Source organism: Neobacillus niacini (assembly GCF_023715785.1).
Classification (GTDB): Bacteria; Bacillota; Bacilli; order Bacillales; family Cytobacillaceae; genus Neobacillus; species Neobacillus niacini_E.
This window is the reverse complement of record NZ_JAMBOX010000012.1, coordinates 78659-97868: the sequence shown is the minus strand read 5'-3', so window position 1 is coordinate 97868 and position 19210 is coordinate 78659. Positions and strand designations below refer to the sequence as shown.

Sequence of the window (19210 nt, the reverse complement as noted above, 5' to 3'; positions counted from 1 at the left end):
TTCGGTTTAAAGTTTGACAAAGTTGGAAGCTAGCAGCTCATTATAGAAATGATCAAACTGCTCCAAATTCATTTGCTGCTGGGCATCAGATAGTGCCACGGCAGGATCCGGATGGACCTCGGCCATTACGCCGTCTGCTCCGATCGCAATTGCTGCCTTTGCCGCAGGAAGCAATAAATCTCTTCTACCAGTTGAGTGGGTAACATCGACCATTACAGGTAGATGAGTTTCTTGCTTTAAGATTGGCACAGCAGAAATATCGAGCGTATTTCTTGTTGCCCGTTCGTATGTTCTAATGCCGCGTTCACAAAGAATGATTTGGCCATTTCCCTGTGCCATGATGTATTCAGCGGCATTAATAAATTCCTCAATGGTTGCCGCAAGACCGCGCTTCAAAAGAACTGGTTTATTGACTGCACCGGCAGCTTTCAACAATTCGAAGTTTTGCATATTGCGGGCGCCGATTTGAATGACATCAAGGTAATCGACCGCCATCTCGATATCGGCTGGATTGACAATTTCACTGATAACAGCCATATCATATTCGTTAGCCACACGTTTTAATATTTTTAAACCTTCAACACCTAGCCCTTGGAAATCGTATGGAGAGGTTCTTGGTTTATACGCACCTCCGCGTAGAAGCTTAAGTCCTTTTTGCTTCATCGCTTTTGCTACGGTAGCTACTTGTTCATACGATTCAACCGCACATGGGCCGAACACAAAGTGCGGTTTGCCATCACCAATCGTTTCACCCTTTAACGTGACGATGGTATCTTCAGGCTTTTTCTTTCTCGATACAAGCAATGCCTTTTCATGATCATCTTTTTGCAGATTTAAACCTGCCTTGAAAATTTCCTTAAAAAGGTGATCGATGGTTGAATTATCAAACGGTCCGTCGTTATGTTCCTTGATGACTTCTAGCATTTTTCTCTCACGGACTGGATCGTAACGGTATACCCCCTGATTTCCTTTTACCCGTCCAATCTCTTGGACGAGGAGAGCTCTTTCATTAATCAGCCTCAATAACTCCAAGTTTAATTCGTCCATACGGTCTCTTAATTGATCCAATTCATTTTTGCTCATCATCTTCCCCGTCCTTTCGTTTGTAATTCAGCTTGTTCCCCATCATTATAAGCTAAGCATGGGAGAAAGTTACTGCCTCACAAATTAAAATTTTACAAAAATATAATTTCTTTTATAATTAGGGTCTATTATAACGAAAATATTTATGTTTGTCACTCTTTTTTCTTTAATAATTAAACGCTTTTAAGCGTTAAAGCGATTAAAGGAGTGATAATATATTAGTGTATGCTATTCGTTTTAATTGGTGCTATTTTTACTGGTTATCATTTACAGCATTTTTTAAGGCACGATTGTTTATTTTCCAATGGGAAGCATTCCATAGCGCTTGACCATTCGCAAATAGGATTGCCTGCGGGGACTCATGTTTGATGGCGAATTTTTCGGCTATTTCATTTGATAATGGGCGTGATTCCTGAACTGCTAGGTAGTATGTCGGAATGCCCGCGTTTTCGGAAGAAAATTTTTCGTATTCCTTATAGGCGGCCTGGCTGATTGGACAAGTTAAACTATGTTTCAGAAAATAGAACTTATCTTCTTTGTTCAGTATTTCCTCAAATTGTTTGGCTGTTTCAATTTTTACAAGCATTGTTATTACCTCCAAAAAAATAAACGGTGAAGTAATTTTATCACTTCACCGTTGCTATCACAAATAATGTGTTTAGTCTGCTAAAGCTTTACCTTGCTCTCTTCTTCATCGAAGGCTTTTTGCGCTTCCGCCAATTTTCTTCTAATTTCATCGCTTTTTGAAGTGCCCGCAGCTTTATTGCTGCCAGAATTGGAATTTGGGCCTTGGATCGAAATATACCCCGGTTCCGATTCCTCCAAAGCGGCATCTTGAACTTGAGGTTTTCCTTTTACCTTATTAAGCAAGTCCGTTGATTGCTGGGCAAGTCCTTGAGAAAGAGTAATGGTCTTGGCCTTCACGTTTTCCGTTAAATCCAAAATCGAATCCTTTCTGACTGAATCGCGAAGTTCCTTCCCCGTTTTGGTTGAAAAAAGTAAAGCGGCCGCCGCCCCAATCACCCCGCCGACAATCGCACCCAGCAAAAAGCTGCTTGATGAGTCCTCCTCGTTCCGGCTTTGGTTTGTTTCACGCAGTTCGTATTCCCTTTTGGTCATATTAACTCCAACCTCCTTGAAAAAATTATTGCGAACGAACTCTTTGTTTCTCTTTTACGTTTCCTTCCACTTTAGCCTGTTTTCGTGCCTGCCACTTATCCTTCAATTCCAAAAATACATTGGTCCATTGGACGATTTGTGATACGGTTTCTTTGCTGTCCTCTACCTGCTGGTCGATGGAATTTGTGATATTTTTTAACGACCCATTAAACTTTTTTACGGATGTGCCGACGTCTTTGACCGCATCAACGACACTATTCAACTGCTCCGATTTTTGCTGCAAATCGTCAGCCAGAGCATTTGTTTTTTGCAATAATGAGGTCGTTTCACTCGTCACGCCTTCAAGCTGCTTTTCCAACCCTTTCAAGGTGTCTGAGACACTGTTCAGCGTAACCTTCAGGGATTTTAATGTTGCCGATAAATAAATCACGAGCACAAAAAATGCGATCGCTACCAAGGCCGCGCTTAAGTATAAAATAATTTCCACCAATAAAACCTCCGTCAAATTCCTATCATTATGTATAACCCATCATGCCAATGATTAAACCCTGACAATATCTTATACTACTTCCATTCTTTTGTCCTATTTTCCTGCCATTTGTTATAAAATTTTCCTCATAACAAAAAAAAGGATGCCAGCTTTTTGCTGGTATCCTCTGTTTACTGATTAACAATTTGTTTTTCATAGGATTCCTGGAACTTCTGTATGTCCCCTGCTCCCATAAAAATGATGACACTGTTTCTATGTTCTTTTAACACAGAAGTGTTATCTTCAGAAAGAATTTCTGAACCAGGAATTTTCTCCTGCAAATCCTCGATTGTCAGTTTCCCATGTTTTTCCCTAGCAGAGCCAAAAATCTCGCATAAATAGGCTTTATCCGCCAAGCGCAGACTTTCGGCAAAATCGTCCAAAAACGCCTGTGTTCTTGTGAATGTATGCGGCTGGAACACGGCCACGATTTGACTGTCAGGATATTTTTGCTTGGCAGCATCAATGGTAGCCTTGATTTCTGTCGGGTGATGGGCATAATCGTCAATTAAGATTTGGCCGCCGAGTTTTTTCTCGGTAAATCTTCTTTTTACACCTTGGAACGTTGTGAGTCGATCCTTCACAATCGCAACGTCAATTCCTTCATAATGGCAGACGCCAATGACCGCAAGAGCATTTAGCACGCTATGATCACCAAAGGTGGGAATGGAAAACGTATCATAATAGGTATTGCGGATAAACACATCGAAGCTTGTTCCTTCGGTGGTTTTTACAATATTGGCCGCCTGGTAATCATTTTCCTCTTGGAATCCGTAGAACAGGACAGGAACCTTTGCTTGGATTTTTTGAAGCTGTTCATCATCTCCATAGGCAAATATCCCTTTTTTCACTTGAACGGCCAATTCCTGAAATGCCGAAAAGACATCGTCAATATTGGCAAAATAATCAGGATGGTCAAAATCGATATTTGTCATGATCGCATAATCAGGAAAATAGGATAGGAAATGCCTTCTATATTCACAAGCTTCAAAAACAAAATATTCAGCGCCTTCTTCCCCTTTTCCGGTCCCGTCACCGATTAAAAAGGAGGTAGGCTTTGCCCCGGCAATCACATGCGCCAGAAGCCCTGTCGTCGATGTTTTTCCATGAGCGCCCGTAACCGCAACGCTCGTAAAATTTTGCATAAAATCTCCCAAAAATCGATGGTACCGTACAATGGGAAGTCCAAGCTTCATTGCTTCTTGAATTTCTTCATGGGTATCAGGGTAAGCATTACCTGCAATAATTGTCATACCTGGCTGAATATTTTCCTTTTGAAACGGGAGCATTTTAATTCCCGATTGCTCAAGAGCAGCCTGAGTAAAAAAGCGCTTTTCGACATCGGAGCCTTGCACTTGAAATTTCATATCGTGAAGCACTTGTGCAAGTGCACTCATTCCAGACCCCTTTATACCTACAAAATGGTAAATTGTCATAGAAGAACCTCCAACCAACGTATCTGTAAAACAGTATATGACATCTGTCTTTAATTGTTATTCGGAATAACAAATGGTGAGATGTACTGCCTTTAGTTAAAACATATTTCACTATTATAGCACTGTTCTTTTATAAAAACTATTTTTCACGTTCAATCCGATTCTTTTGCACTATATATTATTTGTCCACATCTAAATATTTAGACTTGATCCTGAATCGACTCTAGGTCAGCTTCAGTGATTAATACCTCGCGGGGCTTACTGCCATTTGCCCCGGAAATATAACCGTTCAGCTCAAGGAAATCCATTAGTCTGGCGGCACGATTATAGCCAATTTTAAAGCGGCGCTGCAAGCTCGATGTAGACGCACCGCCCTGCTCAATAATAAATTCGCACGCTTCATAAAACAATTCGTCTTCTTCTTCGGATATTTGCGCCTTCTTTAAAAGTTCCTCCTGGACAAACAAGTAATCCGGTTCGCGTTCCGCTTTTACATGGTTTACTACATGGTCAATTTCTTCGTCAGAGACAAATGTACCCTGCAGACGGACAGGCTTGGAAGAGCCATTTTCTAAAAATAGCATGTCGCCTCGGCCGAGCAATTTCTCCGCACCGCTGACGTCGATAATCGTTCGCGAATCCACCTGTGATGAAACAGAGAACGCGACCCTGGTAGGAATATTGGCCTTGATTAATCCGGTTATAACGTCGACTGAAGGCCGTTGAGTTGCCACAATTAAATGAATCCCGCATGCTCTTGCTTTTTGGGCGATACGACAAATCGCTTCCTCTACATCTGCAGGGGACATCATCATTAAATCAGCTAACTCATCAATGATAATCACAATGTACGGAAGTTTATCTGAGTATCGTTTATGCTCCATTGCCAATTCATTGAATCGATTGATATCACGGACACCAGTATGGGCAAACAGTTCATAGCGCCGTTCCATTTCCTCGACAGCCCATTTCAGTGCGGCAGTGGCAGCCTTTACGTCGGTGATGACCGGGCTGACCAAATGTGGAATTGAATTGTATGGCGCGAGTTCAACCATTTTCGGATCAATCAGGAGGAGCTTTAAATCATCCGGACTTGCCTTGTATAACAAACTGACCAAAATAGAGTTGATGCAAACACTTTTTCCGGACCCGGTAGCCCCGGCAATTAATCCATGCGGCATTTTCTTTAAGTCCGTTACAATCGGCGTGCCGGCAATGTCGAGACCGAGCACCGCAGTCAGGGTGGAACTTGATTGAATGAAAACGTCGCTGCGAATAATTTCGCTGATTCTAACCGGCCGTGATTTTGGATTAGGGACCTCTATTCCAATCGTATGCTTTCCTGGAATCGGCGCTTCAATCCGGATATCCCTTGCCGCGAGGCTCAGTTTGATATCATCACTTAGGTTGGTGATTTTATTCACTTTTACCCCCGGCTCAGGCTGCACCTCAAATCGGGTAACTGCAGGACCCTGTGTGATATTGACGACACTGGCTCCAACATTAAAGTTGGTCAGGGTTTGATTTAACAGGTCCTCCTGATAGTTAAGCCATTCCATATCCTTTTCTTCGGAGATTGGTGGGTCAAGCAACCCTAGTTCCGGAAATTTATAGCCCCCTGTCTGATCGTGGATGGACAGATTGGTCGTTTTCTCCACTCTCAACTGTTTGCTTTCCGAAGCCTCAGCCTCCGATTGGACCAATAATGGTTCCGCCTTATGACTACGTTGTTTTTTTTGCGCTTCCCATTTTTCCCGGTCCTGCTTTAACATCATGACGTTAAATGGCAAATGGGACCGCTTCGGCCGATCGGGTTTTAGCAGCGTGTCCGGTTCGTCCTGCTGGTCGGCAGCCGAAACCTCATTGTGAACAGATTCCTCGAGAATTAGGTTTAATTCTTCCGAGCTTTCAGCGAGCTCGCCCACAGGTTCTTCGGGAATCAACTCTTCTTGAATTACCTCTTCAATGATGGTGCTGACTTCAGCCGGTACTAGTTCAGGTGGAACCGAATCCTTTAACAGTTCTGGCTTTCCCTCAGTCTGTTCAAACTGACTGACGGCATCCTCCTCAAGAAAATGGGACAATTCATGCTCCACTGCGGCACTGTGCTTTACCGGCCTTTTAAAACCAAACACCGGAGAAGGAGTTTCAGTTGGTTGAAAGGGGCGCCGGGATCTAGCTGGCTTCTCCTTTCCTGAAATCACTGCTTCCTTTTTTACTGGTTGGGTTAGCGGGAGAGCTTGTGCTTGTTTACTGACATGCCTCTCTTTTCTTTTTTGCGGAAGCTTTTCAACGGATGGTTTGATTTTATCTTTCGGGACAGGAACTGCATTTTTCGGGTATTGGTAGGAAATTCGTGTCTCTACATCCTTTACGCTGTCTTTTTGATTAACTAGGAAAGAAACATCCGTTTTAAGATTATGTACTAACGACTCGTCAAATGCGTTTGCATCATCTCTTTTTAATTTTTGAAAAAAGTTTTGGATCCAGCTCAAAACTATCACTCTTTCTTATTCTACTATCATTCTATTTTATCAGCATTTTGGATTTTTTCGACATAATTCTTTAGAATCGGTCAAATTCTCCCCAAATCTGGAGGTAAGTGGGAAAGAATCATGAAAAAAGACCACTATACATAGTGATCTCCCCGTTTCCGGTTATTTGTTTTTCCCGAGAATAAAAATCGGTTCCAACTGTCCATTTTCATATAAAAACGATAACGCCGTAATCGGAACCCGGCCGCTGGCAAAAAAGCTCATCGCCATTTGTGCCAAAATATCATAGCCTCTGTCATTTCTCACATCCGCCATAATTAGCACATCCTGATGCGGGACGGCCAAAACAAAAGTTCCTTCGATTCTGCTTTCCATTTCGTTTAGGAACCCTTTATTTAAGATTCTGCTCGCATCATATCCATCGTTTGTATTTAAAAAGTAAAAAATATTCCCGGCTACCTGATCCTCTTTTACCGATGTCGATAACGAGCGTGCATTAAATAAGGCAATTTCCCTTATCCTTGAAGGATCCCATTTTTCCTTTTCGATGATTTTCGAGTCAATTAACCGGTATGTCTTGCCCATATCATAAGCATAATAAATCTTTGTTTCGGCAGTATGGTCATCGATGAGGAACGGTACGCCTTCTTCCGCTTCCTTTGGAAATGATGACGAGCGAATGACCGGAAAAATCCGTTTTTCATGGTCCTCGAGCTGAACAGGCTCAACCATGGCCCGCAAACCTTCTTCGACATAATAGACGATTTCATCAATGGCTTTTTCCTTTTCGTTATGCCATTTAGCCACAACACCGCCCAAAGAAATGGTAATTCCTTTTCCCGCCAGCTTGCTTTCTATCCGGAGCTGGTCCTTTTCACGGTCATATGAAATCACTCTGTCTTCTCTGCTGAGTCGTGCCTCCAGCTCGCGGCGCATTTTGTTACTGTCCATTTTCATTTGGCTTCCCTCCGATTAGGAGTTATTTTTTTTCATTTTACACAAAAAACCCTCCAATCCAAAAGGAGAGGAGGCAAAGATTAATTCAAGCCTGTGATAAATGCTTCAATTTCCTCTTGTGTCTTGCGGTCTTTACTTACAAACCGGCCAAGCTCTTTGCCATTTTCAAAGGCGACAAAGCTCGGGATGCCATACACATCCAGCTGTTGGCATATATCAATAAAATCGTCGCGATCGACATAGATGAATGTAAACTCGGAAAATTTGGCTTCAATTTCTGGTAAAACTGGATCGATAAAACGGCAATCCGGGCACCAGTTAGCCGAAAACATAAAAATGGTCCTGCCATTTTCCCGCAATTGTGTAAATTCCTCGATAGACTCTAAATGTTTCATGTTGCATACCTCCGTTCATAAACTCCATAAATAATAGCAGTCCATCCGCGGCTATGTCTAATAATCTGTTTGGTCGTTTCCGGAAAAGAACTCCTTTATTGTTGAACCGACTTAACGATTTGCATCATCACTTTTGCTTCTGAATCCAAATTGCTTGTTTTTACTTGTGATGTGAGTTTAACGCCGCCAATACCAACAGTCACTTCATTTAAGTTATCTTCCAATTGTTTAATCGTTAGGAATCCAAGCTCCTGGCTGCCGGTGAATTTCTCATTTACCTCAAGTTTCTCATATTGTTCGACTGTTGATTTATATACAACCTCACTGGCGGCTTTTTCTTGTGGATTGACAAACAGAATATAGGTCTTTGAGCCATTTTTTAAAATGATATTATTAGGAGCGGTTTCATCGATTTCATAGCCAAATGGAATATAAAAATGGATATCGCCGCTCTTTTTATTCGGTTGTTTTGCTTTTTCCTGAAATGTGGTGCTAACTGTCTTTATCGTTGTTTTGCTTTCTTCCGAAAATGATGGCCCGCTGCAGGCAGCCAGGAATATGGCAGTTATGAGCAGGATGAATATGGCATTCACGCGTTTCATTTCTTCGCCTCCAAAAATAAGAAAATAGTCCTATCACTATCATAACTGCCAGAATATTCAAATGACAAGATTTTTGTCGATTATTGATGTCGAAAGTAAAAAACCAGCACCATTTCCGGATACTGGAGAAAAAATTATTTACTTGCGTGCTCCCTTTGGTAAGTAAATTGACCCACAAGAAGATTCATTACATGGGTAAACATTGCCGAACGATTGACCAGGCCGTTTGTAAAAATGCCAACCGCCCCTTCTTGCTTACTGACGTTTTTCTTCTTGGCGTAATCGTCCATAACCGGGCCAAGTTCTTCACCCGCTCTTAGTCTGGCGGCAACTTCTTCCGGCAGCAGGAATCTGGCGCCTCCGGCAATAATCGGTTCCATATGTGTGCTGGCAAGTGCACCCCAATTGCAAAGCAGCAAGCCATGGCTTGTTTCATGGACGCCTCCTTCAAGGCCGATTCCAATATCGCCATCCCCCTGCTGCAGCGCCCTTACAGCCCGATTGACTGCCCCTTTTATCGTTTCTTCATCCGAGAAAGGTTGTTCACTTACACCGGATGGAACATCCAATGCGAGGAATTCGGCACCATAATGGTCACGAAAGCTATTCTTAACGGCGGCTATCTTTGTTGGGTTTTTCGAGCCAATCATAATTTTCATAGATGTTCACTCCTTATGAAAAAGGGGCATGACCCTCCATGCCCCTTAAAAAATCAGCTGTTTGCTTTTATAGTATCGACTGTCGTCTTGTCGCAAGCCTTTACAAGCTTGACTAATAGCTCTTTTGCGGCAGCATAATCGTCCACATGAATGATGGAAGCATGGGTGTGGATGTAACGTGAACAAATCCCGATCACCGCACTTGGAACGCCCTCATTTGATAGATGGACGCGGCCGGCGTCGGTGCCGCCTTGAGAAACAAAATATTGATATGGAATATGGTGCGTTTCCGCCATATCGAGGACAAACTCCCGCATTCCGCGATGTGTCACCATCGACTTGTCAAGAATACGCAGTAAGGTGCCTTTGCCTAATTGGCCAAATTCATTTTTATCCCCTGTCATATCATTGGCCGGGCTGGCATCAAGCGCAAAGAAGAGATCAGGTTTAATCATGTTCGATGCCGTTTGTGCCCCGCGCAGGCCGACTTCTTCCTGAACAGTAGCACCGGAATAAAGGATATTTGGCAATGTTTCGCCGTTAACTTCTTGCAGCAGTTCAATCGCCAAACCACAGCCATAACGATTATCCCATGCCTTCGCTAAAATCTTCTTCTCATTGGCCATTGGTGTGAACGGACAAATTGGCAAGATTGCCTGACCAGGCCTAATACCGATTCTTTCGGCATCCGCACGGTTATCCGCTCCAATATCAATCAACATATTTTTGATGTCCATTGGTTTATTTTTCTTCGACTCGTCTAATAAATGAGGCGGAATCGAACCCACAACTCCGATCACCGGACCGTTATTCGTCATGACCTGAACGCGTTGAGCCAGCAGCACCTGGCTCCACCAGCCTCCAAGCGGTTGAAAACGGAGCATGCCGTTTTCGGTAATGGCTGTCACCATAAAGCCAACCTCATCCATGTGACCGGCAACCATGATGGTCGGGCCATTCTCATTCCCTTTTTTAACACCAAAGATACTTCCAAGCCGATCTTGAACAATTTCGTCAGCGTAAAGCGATAGCTGCTCTTTCATGAATTTGCGGACCTGATGCTCATTGCCAGGTGCCCCAGGAAGCTCTGTCAGTGTTTGAAACAGTTTTAATGTTTGTTCGTTCATTATGAATGCTCCTTTGGAAAATCTCTTTTATTATGTATAGTACTTATTCTACAGAAATTTTAGACGGCTTACCAATATTTGATGTAATATTACCGGTTTATTTAAAAATACGATATACTAAAAGAAAGATTATTTCGCCCATTTTTTTCATTCAAATAGGGGGTTGGGTTATGAATTGGAAGTCGTTTGCACTGGGGGTTTCAGTAGGGATACTTGCGGGGTTTGCGGCAAAAGCCGTTATTTCTAGCACTACAAATGTATCACCTGAAAAGGTATTGGAAAGCGTGAAAGACCATTTTAAGCAAAACGGACCAATCAGCGGCTCTTGGATACATATGAAAGCCGAACCATTCGAACAGCACCATGTTCAATATCAAGTCTACAAGGGCGGCATTTCGAAAAATAATAACGGAACAACGGAACAATTTGAATTTATTGCAGACGCCTCCACCGGAACCCTGCTTGATGTCCGCCTTCTTAACGAAGATAGGGTATCTTAACACTAAAACGGCAATCGTTCACTTACGATTGCCGTCATTTCTTTAGCGGCTTCTTTTCACGCTTTCAACGATTTCCCGGCCTTGAGAGCCCCATTTGACTGCCCGATAATAAGCATCATGGTAAAAGGTGAACCAGGCGTTTTTTTCCATCGCATACGGCACCCATTTTTCCTTTGCCATAATGGAATCCATCGGATAATCATCATAAGCCATCACCCATAAGCTATTTTGATGCGCGTGGGTTCCCATAAGGTCTCCCATGTGGATTGACATTTCACCAGCATCCTCAATAATCACAATCGAGTGGCCATTGCTGTGCCCGCCGGTGTGGACCATACGAATCGGGCCAAGCGTCCATGATTCCTCAAATGGAATAACTTGTGTCTCAATCGGTTGCCAATTTTCTTTAAAGTATGTAGCTTTTGACCGGATATTGGGATTTCTCATTTCGTCCCACTCAACTTGGGAAGTGATAATTTTCGCCTTTGGAAAGGTCGACTTGAAGACACCATCCACTATTTTCGTCAATCCCGCCGCATGGTCGTTATGCATATGTGTCATCAGGATATAATCGATATCCAACGGAGTTAACCCGAGCTCTATTAAGGATTCTTCCACGTTGGATTCCGCTGTTACGCCAAAGTTCCTTAATTGCTTTTCCGAAAGTTTCCCTTTTCCAAGCCCTGATTCCAACAAAATATTGTGGCTGCCGGTTTGGATAAGAATGGGATCTGTTGGCAATTCGATTTGGTTTTTTTCATTTGCCGGATACTTCCGGGACCATAGCGCCCGCGGCACGACACCGAACATTGCTCCACCGTCGAGGTTCGTCACCCCGCCGGACAGCCATGTCAGCGTAACATTTCCTACCTTTAATGTCTCCATTATTTAATCCCCCCTTACCCCTAGTTTACCATTGACAGATAATTAAAAAAACAAAAAAAGACAGCCCTAACAGGAACTGTCCCGGTGTTCATTTTGATATTTGACTTCGCAGCGATAAATCCGATTTCCTTTTTCAGAGAATTTCTGCTCATATTCGGTCATGATGTTTCCTTCAAAATCACTTTTATGAAGGTCAAGGCTGATAAATTTCAGCAGAAGTCCATATTCCGAAAAACTCATTAACGAGTATTCAAATAAGCTTTGATTATCGGTTTTAAAATGAATTTCTCCGCCGTCGACCATGATGTCCTCGTATAACTTCAAGAAGTCTTTATAGGTCAAGCGTCTTTTTTCATGGCGTGTTTTCGGCCAAGGGTCAGAGAAATTTAAATATACCCGGGAGATATCGTTTTTGTCAAAGTATTTAGCTAAATCTGCCGCGTTAATGTGAAGCAGCTTTAGATTAGGCAAGTTTGCCTCAATCAGCCGGTCCAAGGCAGAAACAATGACACTATCATACAGTTCGACTCCAAAGTAATTAATCTCCGGATGCGCCTTGGCCATTTCTGTAATAAAGTTTCCTTTGCCGGTGCCAACCTCTATATGAATCGGGTTATTGTTGCCGAACACCTCATGCCATTTACCGCGGTACTGCTCAGGGTTTTGTACAACATATTGCGGATTTTGCTCTATTTTATCCTTTGCCCAAGGTTTGTTCCTAAGTCTCATGTTTGCCACTCCTAAAAAAAGAATTCATTACAAAACTGGTATAGTGCTCCACTCCATGATTTACATTGATAATTCCTCTGGAGTACCGCACCTTGCCAATAAAGGCGGTGTGAGCAGAGCTGTACTATACATTTTCTGAGCGGAAATATATATATTTTCCACACAGATTGTTTAAAATAAAAGCCCTATGCGGCGCTCCGCCCCTTTACCATACAACATATCACGGCACTATTTTGCATGCAAGTGTTAATAAATATTGCCTGTGAATAAATAAAAAAAGAATTCACAACCTAACTGTGAATTCTTTTTTAATCCAATGGAAAGGGTGTGCATTATGCCATTAAGTCATAATGACCAAGTTACCTTGCTAAAAGATATATTAAGCAACCACCAAACCGATTGCTGCGGTTCCGTTGCCGAGTGTGAGCAATTGGAACGATTGGTAAAATCGCTAATGGTAAACACCAAGGTCGACCAAAATGTTAAGAGCATTTTGCAGGACGTTTACTCCTATAGCCAGACTGGAGCACAAACTGCTGATTTGGATCAGCATATTTTATCCAACCAGGAAAATTTGTCGCAATGGGTAAATGATATTGATCAGTTTTCCTGACGAATGATTTCTGCTAAAAATTTTATCCATTTATCCATTTCGTCAAAACGGGCTTTGTTTTTATGCCACTGAATAGACGATAGTGTATGAAGAGCCACATACCATTTCATTCTGAGGCGCAGATTGTCGGTTAATTCGACTCCGTACATGTCCAGCCAATCCTGCCAGTTGTCCTCCGGAATGTACCAGTAAAGCAGCATGCCGAGGTCAATGGCCGGGTCGGCAATCATGGCCCCATCCCAATCAATTAGATACAACTGGTTGTCTTCTGTAAGCAGCCAGTTGTTATGATTCACATCACCATGGCAAACCACTTTTTCCTCACTTATAACATTTTTCGCCTCTTTTTTTAAAAGGCTTAATGTCTTTTGCACATCAGGTAATTGGAGAACCTCATCATCCAATTCATTCGTTACCGTCTGAAAAATTGGTTCCGGGTTCAGGGGTGATTTTTCAAGCCTTCCTAACATCCCAAGCATCGGCTCAGAACGGTGAATTTTTTTTAAAAGCTTGGCAACAGGCTCCTGATTCATTTCAGAGGGTTTAAGTTCCCGGCCTTCTAGCCACTGCTGGGCTGTTATGACGTCTCCGTTTTCCAGGCGTTTGGTCCAAACAAGCTTTGGAACAATACCCTCAGCCGATAAAACCGCCAAAAAGGGAGACGAATTCCGCTTTAAAAAAAGTCTTTGATCTTCATATTGTGCAAAAAACGCTTCTCCAGTTGCGCCTCCGGCAGGGACTATTTCCCATTCTTGTCCTAATATATGTTCCAAAACAGTTCACCTTCAACTTATACCGTTCTAATAGTTCAGGACGCGCATCAAAGCGCCCAATCTATTTGAGAGGTAAAACCTATGCTGCTCCGAAGGTTTTACATAAACATTCATTATAATAAAAAAAAGCTATTGAACCATTTCTGCAATAGCCATCTTTATAAATTTTATCTCCAATAACCTTTTTTCGTCAAGTAATCTCGAGCAACTATTTTTTCACTAAAACATTAAGAGTAATAGGTGGGAGTTCAATTTCGCCGCTTTCAATGACACAATCACAAGTAAGGCCGGCACGATTTCCATCGGCCAAAACACCCCAACTTCCCGCTGGTAATACAACTTTTTGTGTTGCAGAAGATGGATTTATCAATAAGATCATTGCGGGTGATTCCGAATGGAATAGTAATCCGATTATGGGTGCTTCCACAGGCAGCAAGCTGATCCTGCTACGGATTTCCTCTCCAGTTCGCATGCGGAAACAAGGATATTGCTTGCGGATTTGGATTAATCCTTTTACATACTCAACAGTTTCTTCATAAAAACTCCTTCTCTCCCAATCGAGTTGGTTTACAGAATCAGGCGACCGGTAGCTGTTTCCGTCACCTTGTTTGGTGCGAAAAAACTCCTGCCCGCTATGGATAAAAGGAATGCCCTGCGATAATAAGACCAATCCTGTTGCGAGACGGTGATACTTTTTCCGTTTCTCGTCATCGGCATTTGGAAGGCAGGCCTGGATTTTATCCCACAGCGTATGATTATCGTGGCACTCGACATAATTGACTGACTGGCTAGGTTCATTAAATAATCCCGTGCCTTTTTTCTTAAATCCAATGCTTCCGGTTATGGCTTCCAATGCAGCCGTGAAATAATGACGGTTGCCTAATGCATACCCCTTATCATACATATTAAAGGTGCTGCCCTTAATAGAGTCACGAAATTTATCATTAAATTGGCCAATTTTTGGCAATTGATTCTGATTTTGAATGATGGCTTTCTGTTCAAGTGGCAGTGGAGTGTTTAGATTCCAGCCTTCCCCGATGATCAAAATATCCTCCGCAAGACCGTCGCAAACCCTTCTGACTTCATTCATTGTTTCGACATCAAGAATCCCCATCAAGTCAAAGCGAAAACCATCGATATGATACTCTTCCACCCAAAATCGGATAGAATCGGCAATAAACTTCCTTACCATCCTTCTTTCAGAAGCAATATCATTCCCTACCCCCGTCCCATTGGATGGAAGTCCAAGTTCATTATGGCGGAAATAATACCCGGGAACTATTTTTTCAAAAGGGGAATCCTCGCGAATATAAACATGGTTATAAACAACATCCATGATCATCCGGAGGCCGGCATGATGGAGTTGATCAATTAATTGCTTTAATTCGGTTATCCGTGAATATGGATTGGAGGGGTCAGTGGAATAACTGCCTTCGGGAGCATTAAAGTGAAGCGGATTATATCCCCAATTATACTCATTTTTATCGGCTAACTCATTAACACCTGCGAAATCATGAAATGGGAGAAATTGAATATGGGAAATCCCAAGCTCCTTTACATACGATAACCCTGTGGACTTGCCGTTTTTTTCGGTCGTGTTTCGTTCCCCAGCCCCAAGATATAATCCTTTGTGAACAACACCGCTATCAAAATGAATCGTAAAATCCCGAAGATGTGTTTCATAAATAATCGCATCAACAGCATCTTCAAGCGGTGGGAGTGGTATCTTTGCCCGGTTTGTCTTTTCAAAATTAACGATGACTCCAAGTTCACCATTGGCGGTAACTGCTTTTGTATATGGATCTACAGCCTCACGCCATTCCCGATTTACCTGAACAAGGTAACTGTATTGAGATAATTCTAAATCTCCTTTAACCGATACAGCCCAAACCCCTCGTTCCTCCCGCTTCATTTTAATGATTTCCGAGTGGTGACTTCCAGGTTTGCGTAATTTTAATTTTACCTTCAGTGCTGTCGGTGCCCATAACCTAAATTGGGTTTCTTCCTTTTTATACGTTACGCCTAGATCTTCGCCATCGTAAAAAAATTGCTGATCGAAGGCTTCTGTTCGAATCACCGCACCGATTTGAAGATCGGTTTTGCCGCCGTGCCCATCGAAGATCCAGTATTGCTTTTCAAAAGAAAACTCCGAAGTCAGTTCACAAATATATTTTTGATAATTTTCTATTGGCAAGCTTTTAATGATTTTTAAAGGCTGCTTTTCATCGTCACCCATGATGCAAAAAGAAGATGATTCCCCGTGGTGATAGGAAAAGGGAAGAAGGACCGTAATGATGTTCATATCATCCAAATAGGCAAGAAAAGTCCTGTCAGTGGATACCATTCGATTCCCCCTCTTTCAGCTCTGCTTCTTCTTTGTTTCGCAGTCTTGTAAACATCTCTAAAGCTTTTACTTGTATCTCAATATTTAAAGGCGTATAACCAATATGTTCCCCATCTCCATGGACAAACATATTGTCACTCGATTGAATAGAAATTGTTTTGCCTTTAAAGGTTTTTACCTCTTTGAAATAAATGTGTTTCCCCTTAAAAACGCTCAGAAACACCAGAAGCAATTTCAAACGAGACAACTGATGAACGACAGTAATATCAAACAGACCGTCATCGGGTTGTGCTGCAGGGGCAATCATCATCCCACCGCCATAATAAGGTTGATTGGAAACCGTGACAAACCATGTTTGCTCAAACCTTTGCCTTTTCCCGTCAATGTATAATTCAATAGTTGAGGTTTTGTAGGTAAATAATTCTTTTATTAAAAAGTAAACATAGACCAACCGCCCGAGCGAAAGTTTGTTTAACATTGCCTTGACCCGAGAGTGATTTACTTTGTAAGCAATTAAAGCATCAAAACCGGCACCCATATTATTAATAAAATAATGTTCGGACTCATCCTGCATTGTCATTTTCCCGGCATCAATCATTGTGGGCTTCTGCTTCATCAGCCGAAGGAGCACTTTTAAGGCATCCTCCGGAACGGAAGGGATCTGAAAACCGCGGGAAAAATCATTTCCAGAGCCGCCGGGAATAAACCCAAGTGTTATATAATTATGCTTAATCGTCCCGTTCATGACTTCATGCATTGTTCCATCGCCGCCGACGGCAACGACCAGCTTTTCTTGATTATTTCTGGAGGCGATATGGTCAGCCAGCTTTATCGCGTGCCCGGGATACTCAGTGAAAAACGCCAGAAAAGAAACGTGCTGAGCCTGAAGTATGGCTTCAATTCTTTGCCAGACTTTTAGGCAGTGGCCGTTGCCTGCTTTTGGATTGATAATAAAGTATAGTTGTCTCATTGAATCAACCTTTGCTGTTTTTTATGTTTGCAGAGGGTATACGGATATTGCTTCATATTTCGGCGTTTTTGTAAGATGGGTTTGGTATAACACGACCTCTTTTGCTGTAAAAGCTAACGGCTCTGGCTGAAGCTCTGTCCATTTTTCCAGCCATTTCATTTGAAAAGGCTCATCGCCGCTCCACTTTCGTGCCAAGGTAATATGTGCCTTAAATGGCCTTGTTTCCAGCTGAAACCCGGCTCGTTCACAAGCTGTGAAAACCTTTTTTCGGATATCCTGCAGTTCATGGTTTTCCTCGGTATCCGCCCAAAATACACGTGGTGATTCTTTCATGCCAAAGATTCCAAGCTTGTTGATTGTTAATGTAAATGGTTTCACGCTATTTAAAATTTCTGTCACATTTTTTTCTGCCTGTTGTAACTTATCTTGCTGTGCGGCCCCCAAAAACGCCAGTGTAATGTGCAAGTCCTGATGGTGTACCCAACGTTTGAAAGGGAATAATTCCTTTAATTGATCCATTTGTTCTTTCATGTTCATTTTTGTTGTTTCCGGAATTCGAATTGCATAGAAAAAATGTGATTGGTTGTTCAATTATATGTCAGTCCTTTACATAATTTTAGTCTATTTTAGCTAATAAGAAATAATAAAATTTTATTAAATTTTATTATTTCCTAACGCATAAATTCAACTACGCCTCATGAACCGTCCTTACGGCCTCGCACAAAAAAACGTGGAAACTATGAGTTCCACGTCTTTTTTACGGATTATAGTGTTCCGCACTGATTTTCGACTTCAGCGACAAACAGCTCCTGCAATTTTCTTGTAACCGGACCTGGTGCCCCATTGCCTACTTTTTTACCATCGAGCTTGACAATCGGCATCACTTCACTAGTTGTGCTAGATAAGAATACTTCATCGGCTGCAGCCAGTTCATCTAGTGTAAATGTCTGCTCCTCAACAGGTATATTATTCGCCGAGCATAATTGCAAGATAACATCCTTTGTAATTCCTTTTAAAATAAGATTATCTGACTGGTGTGTGGTGACAATACCATTTTTCACAATGAAGATATTTGATGAGCTACCTTCCGTCACATCCTGGCCGCGATGCTGAATCGCTTCATAGCAGCCTTGTTCCGCCGCTTTTTGTTTCGCGAGAATATTCCCCAGCAAATTCAGGCTTTTGATGTCACAGCGGAGCCAGCGAATGTCCTCTGTCAAAATGGTCTTTACACCATTCGCCAAGCCTGCCAGCGGTCTTGGCATTTCCCTTGTAAAGGCCGTAAGAGCCGGGGTTACGTTCTGATCTGGGAAGGCATGAACCCGGGGTGCAACTCCCCTTGTAACTTGCATATAAATGATTCCAAGCTGCAAATTATTTTTTTCAACAAGCTCTTCCAGCATGCCCGTTATTTGTTCTGCCCCATAGGGAAGATGGATCCCGATATTGGCGGAACTTCTCTCAAATCGCTCCAAATGTTCCTTACCAGTGAACATTTTCCCGTTGTAAACGCGAATGACTTCATAAACACCATCACCAAATACATAGCCGCGGTCTTCGATATCCACTTTGGCTTCCGCCCGGTTGACAAGGTCCCCATTTAAGATCGCAAATGTCATCTTTCTTTCCCCCTATAAAATATGTATGCAATAATTTAACAATACCATTATTGCAAATGAGTAATCAATTTCTACCATAGAGCCATATGCCTAATAAGGATAATCCTATTTCACTAAAAATTCAAATAATTATCATAATTTTGATTCCGCGCCTTATAATCTATAGTAAGAAACCTAAAGGGAAGGTGGTAAACCAGTTTTTTTACTGAGCAGGTAAGATAATTTGTAAATTTTTAGTATAGTGGTAGAAATTTTCTGAAAGTATGGGTAAAATAAAATTAGATGTATGACATCTAAGTGCCTGCTTCTACATCTAGGAAAAGGAGATGTCAGCGCGGAAAAGAAAATTACATATTCTTGAAGATTTTCTTCAAA

At 42.1% G+C, this 19210-nt stretch carries 20 protein-coding genes; 2 read left to right on the top strand and 18 right to left on the bottom strand.

What is annotated here, in order from left to right:
* Window positions 1–6 precede the first annotated feature (6 nt).
* From M3234_RS19835 to M3234_RS19785, 11 genes are all read right to left on the bottom strand, one after another.
* Window positions 7–1083 carry a bifunctional 3-deoxy-7-phosphoheptulonate synthase/chorismate mutase gene (locus M3234_RS19835; protein ID WP_262306443.1) on the bottom strand — a complete coding sequence of 359 codons (1077 nt, stop codon included), beginning with the start codon at window positions 1081–1083 and terminating at the stop codon, window positions 7–9.
* 253 nt (window positions 1084–1336) lie between these two features.
* Complete coding sequence (gene ytxJ, locus M3234_RS19830; RefSeq protein ID WP_262306383.1) at window positions 1337–1669, bottom strand: bacillithiol system redox-active protein YtxJ; 333 nt, start codon at window positions 1667–1669, stop codon at window positions 1337–1339.
* An 80-nt stretch (window positions 1670–1749) separates the two neighbouring features.
* Window positions 1750–2202 carry a YtxH domain-containing protein gene (locus M3234_RS19825; protein WP_262306382.1) on the bottom strand — a complete coding sequence of 151 codons (453 nt, stop codon included), beginning with the start codon at window positions 2200–2202 and terminating at the stop codon, window positions 1750–1752.
* Window positions 2203–2227: 25 nt separating this feature from the next.
* Window positions 2228–2689, bottom strand: a complete 462-nt coding sequence (locus M3234_RS19820) for a DUF948 domain-containing protein (protein WP_262306381.1) — start codon at window positions 2687–2689, stop codon at window positions 2228–2230.
* A 173-nt stretch (window positions 2690–2862) separates the two neighbouring features.
* Complete coding sequence (gene murC / locus M3234_RS19815) at window positions 2863–4167, bottom strand: UDP-N-acetylmuramate--L-alanine ligase (RefSeq protein WP_262306380.1); 1305 nt, start codon at window positions 4165–4167, stop codon at window positions 2863–2865.
* Window positions 4168–4367: 200 nt separating this feature from the next.
* On the bottom strand, window positions 4368–6662 hold the full coding sequence (locus tag M3234_RS19810; RefSeq protein ID WP_262306379.1) for a DNA translocase FtsK: 2295 nt from the start codon (window positions 6660–6662) through the stop codon (window positions 4368–4370).
* 162 nt (window positions 6663–6824) lie between these two features.
* Window positions 6825–7613, bottom strand: a complete 789-nt coding sequence (locus M3234_RS19805; protein WP_262306442.1) for a DUF1444 domain-containing protein — start codon at window positions 7611–7613, stop codon at window positions 6825–6827.
* An 86-nt stretch (window positions 7614–7699) separates the two neighbouring features.
* Complete coding sequence (locus M3234_RS19800) at window positions 7700–8014, bottom strand: thioredoxin family protein (RefSeq protein ID WP_262306378.1); 315 nt, start codon at window positions 8012–8014, stop codon at window positions 7700–7702.
* A 95-nt stretch (window positions 8015–8109) separates the two neighbouring features.
* A complete protein-coding gene (locus M3234_RS19795) occupies window positions 8110–8616 on the bottom strand; it encodes a hypothetical protein (RefSeq protein WP_262306377.1) in 507 nt (168 codons plus the stop codon).
* A 134-nt stretch (window positions 8617–8750) separates the two neighbouring features.
* Window positions 8751–9275, bottom strand: a complete 525-nt coding sequence (locus M3234_RS19790) for a DUF84 family protein (protein WP_262306376.1) — start codon at window positions 9273–9275, stop codon at window positions 8751–8753.
* A gap of 53 nt (window positions 9276–9328) precedes the next feature.
* Window positions 9329–10402 (bottom strand): M42 family metallopeptidase, encoded by a 1074-nt coding sequence (locus M3234_RS19785; RefSeq protein ID WP_262306375.1) that lies wholly within the window; start codon window positions 10400–10402, stop codon window positions 9329–9331.
* A 170-nt stretch (window positions 10403–10572) separates the two neighbouring features.
* Between M3234_RS19785 and M3234_RS19780 the strand changes: the two genes are divergently transcribed.
* Complete coding sequence (locus tag M3234_RS19780) at window positions 10573–10902, top strand: PepSY domain-containing protein (RefSeq protein WP_262306374.1); 330 nt, start codon at window positions 10573–10575, stop codon at window positions 10900–10902.
* 42 nt (window positions 10903–10944) lie between these two features.
* Here M3234_RS19780 and M3234_RS19775 read toward each other — a convergent pair whose 3' ends face one another.
* Complete coding sequence (locus tag M3234_RS19775; protein WP_262306373.1) at window positions 10945–11787, bottom strand: YtnP family quorum-quenching lactonase; 843 nt, start codon at window positions 11785–11787, stop codon at window positions 10945–10947.
* A 66-nt stretch (window positions 11788–11853) separates the two neighbouring features.
* Complete coding sequence (gene trmB, locus M3234_RS19770) at window positions 11854–12516, bottom strand: tRNA (guanosine(46)-N7)-methyltransferase TrmB (RefSeq protein WP_262306372.1); 663 nt, start codon at window positions 12514–12516, stop codon at window positions 11854–11856.
* Window positions 12517–12850: 334 nt separating this feature from the next.
* On the opposite strand from trmB, the gene M3234_RS19765 reads away from it, so the two are divergent.
* Window positions 12851–13129: a YtzH-like family protein gene (locus M3234_RS19765; protein WP_066311080.1), complete on the top strand. Its 279-nt coding sequence runs from the start codon at window positions 12851–12853 to the stop codon at window positions 13127–13129.
* Here M3234_RS19765 and M3234_RS19760 read toward each other — a convergent pair.
* The 5 genes from M3234_RS19760 to dat form a co-directional block, all read right to left on the bottom strand.
* Complete coding sequence (locus M3234_RS19760) at window positions 13117–13902, bottom strand: phosphotransferase family protein (protein WP_262306371.1); 786 nt, start codon at window positions 13900–13902, stop codon at window positions 13117–13119. The genes M3234_RS19765 and M3234_RS19760 overlap by 13 nt on opposite strands.
* Window positions 13903–14110: 208 nt before the next feature.
* Window positions 14111–16246: a type I pullulanase gene (pulA, locus tag M3234_RS19755; protein WP_262306370.1), complete on the bottom strand. Its 2136-nt coding sequence runs from the start codon at window positions 16244–16246 to the stop codon at window positions 14111–14113.
* Window positions 16233–17216, bottom strand: coding sequence for a diacylglycerol/lipid kinase family protein (locus M3234_RS19750; protein WP_262306369.1), 984 nt, complete (start codon window positions 17214–17216; stop codon window positions 16233–16235). Before M3234_RS19750 ends, pulA begins: the two co-directional genes overlap by 14 nt.
* A 21-nt stretch (window positions 17217–17237) precedes the next feature.
* Window positions 17238–17807 (bottom strand): RNA 2',3'-cyclic phosphodiesterase, encoded by a 570-nt coding sequence (thpR, locus tag M3234_RS19745; protein WP_285858548.1) that lies wholly within the window; start codon window positions 17805–17807, stop codon window positions 17238–17240.
* 173 nt (window positions 17808–17980) lie between these two features.
* Window positions 17981–18835: a D-amino-acid transaminase gene (gene dat, locus M3234_RS19740; protein WP_262306367.1), complete on the bottom strand. Its 855-nt coding sequence runs from the start codon at window positions 18833–18835 to the stop codon at window positions 17981–17983.
* Window positions 18836–19210: the final 375 nt, after the last annotated feature.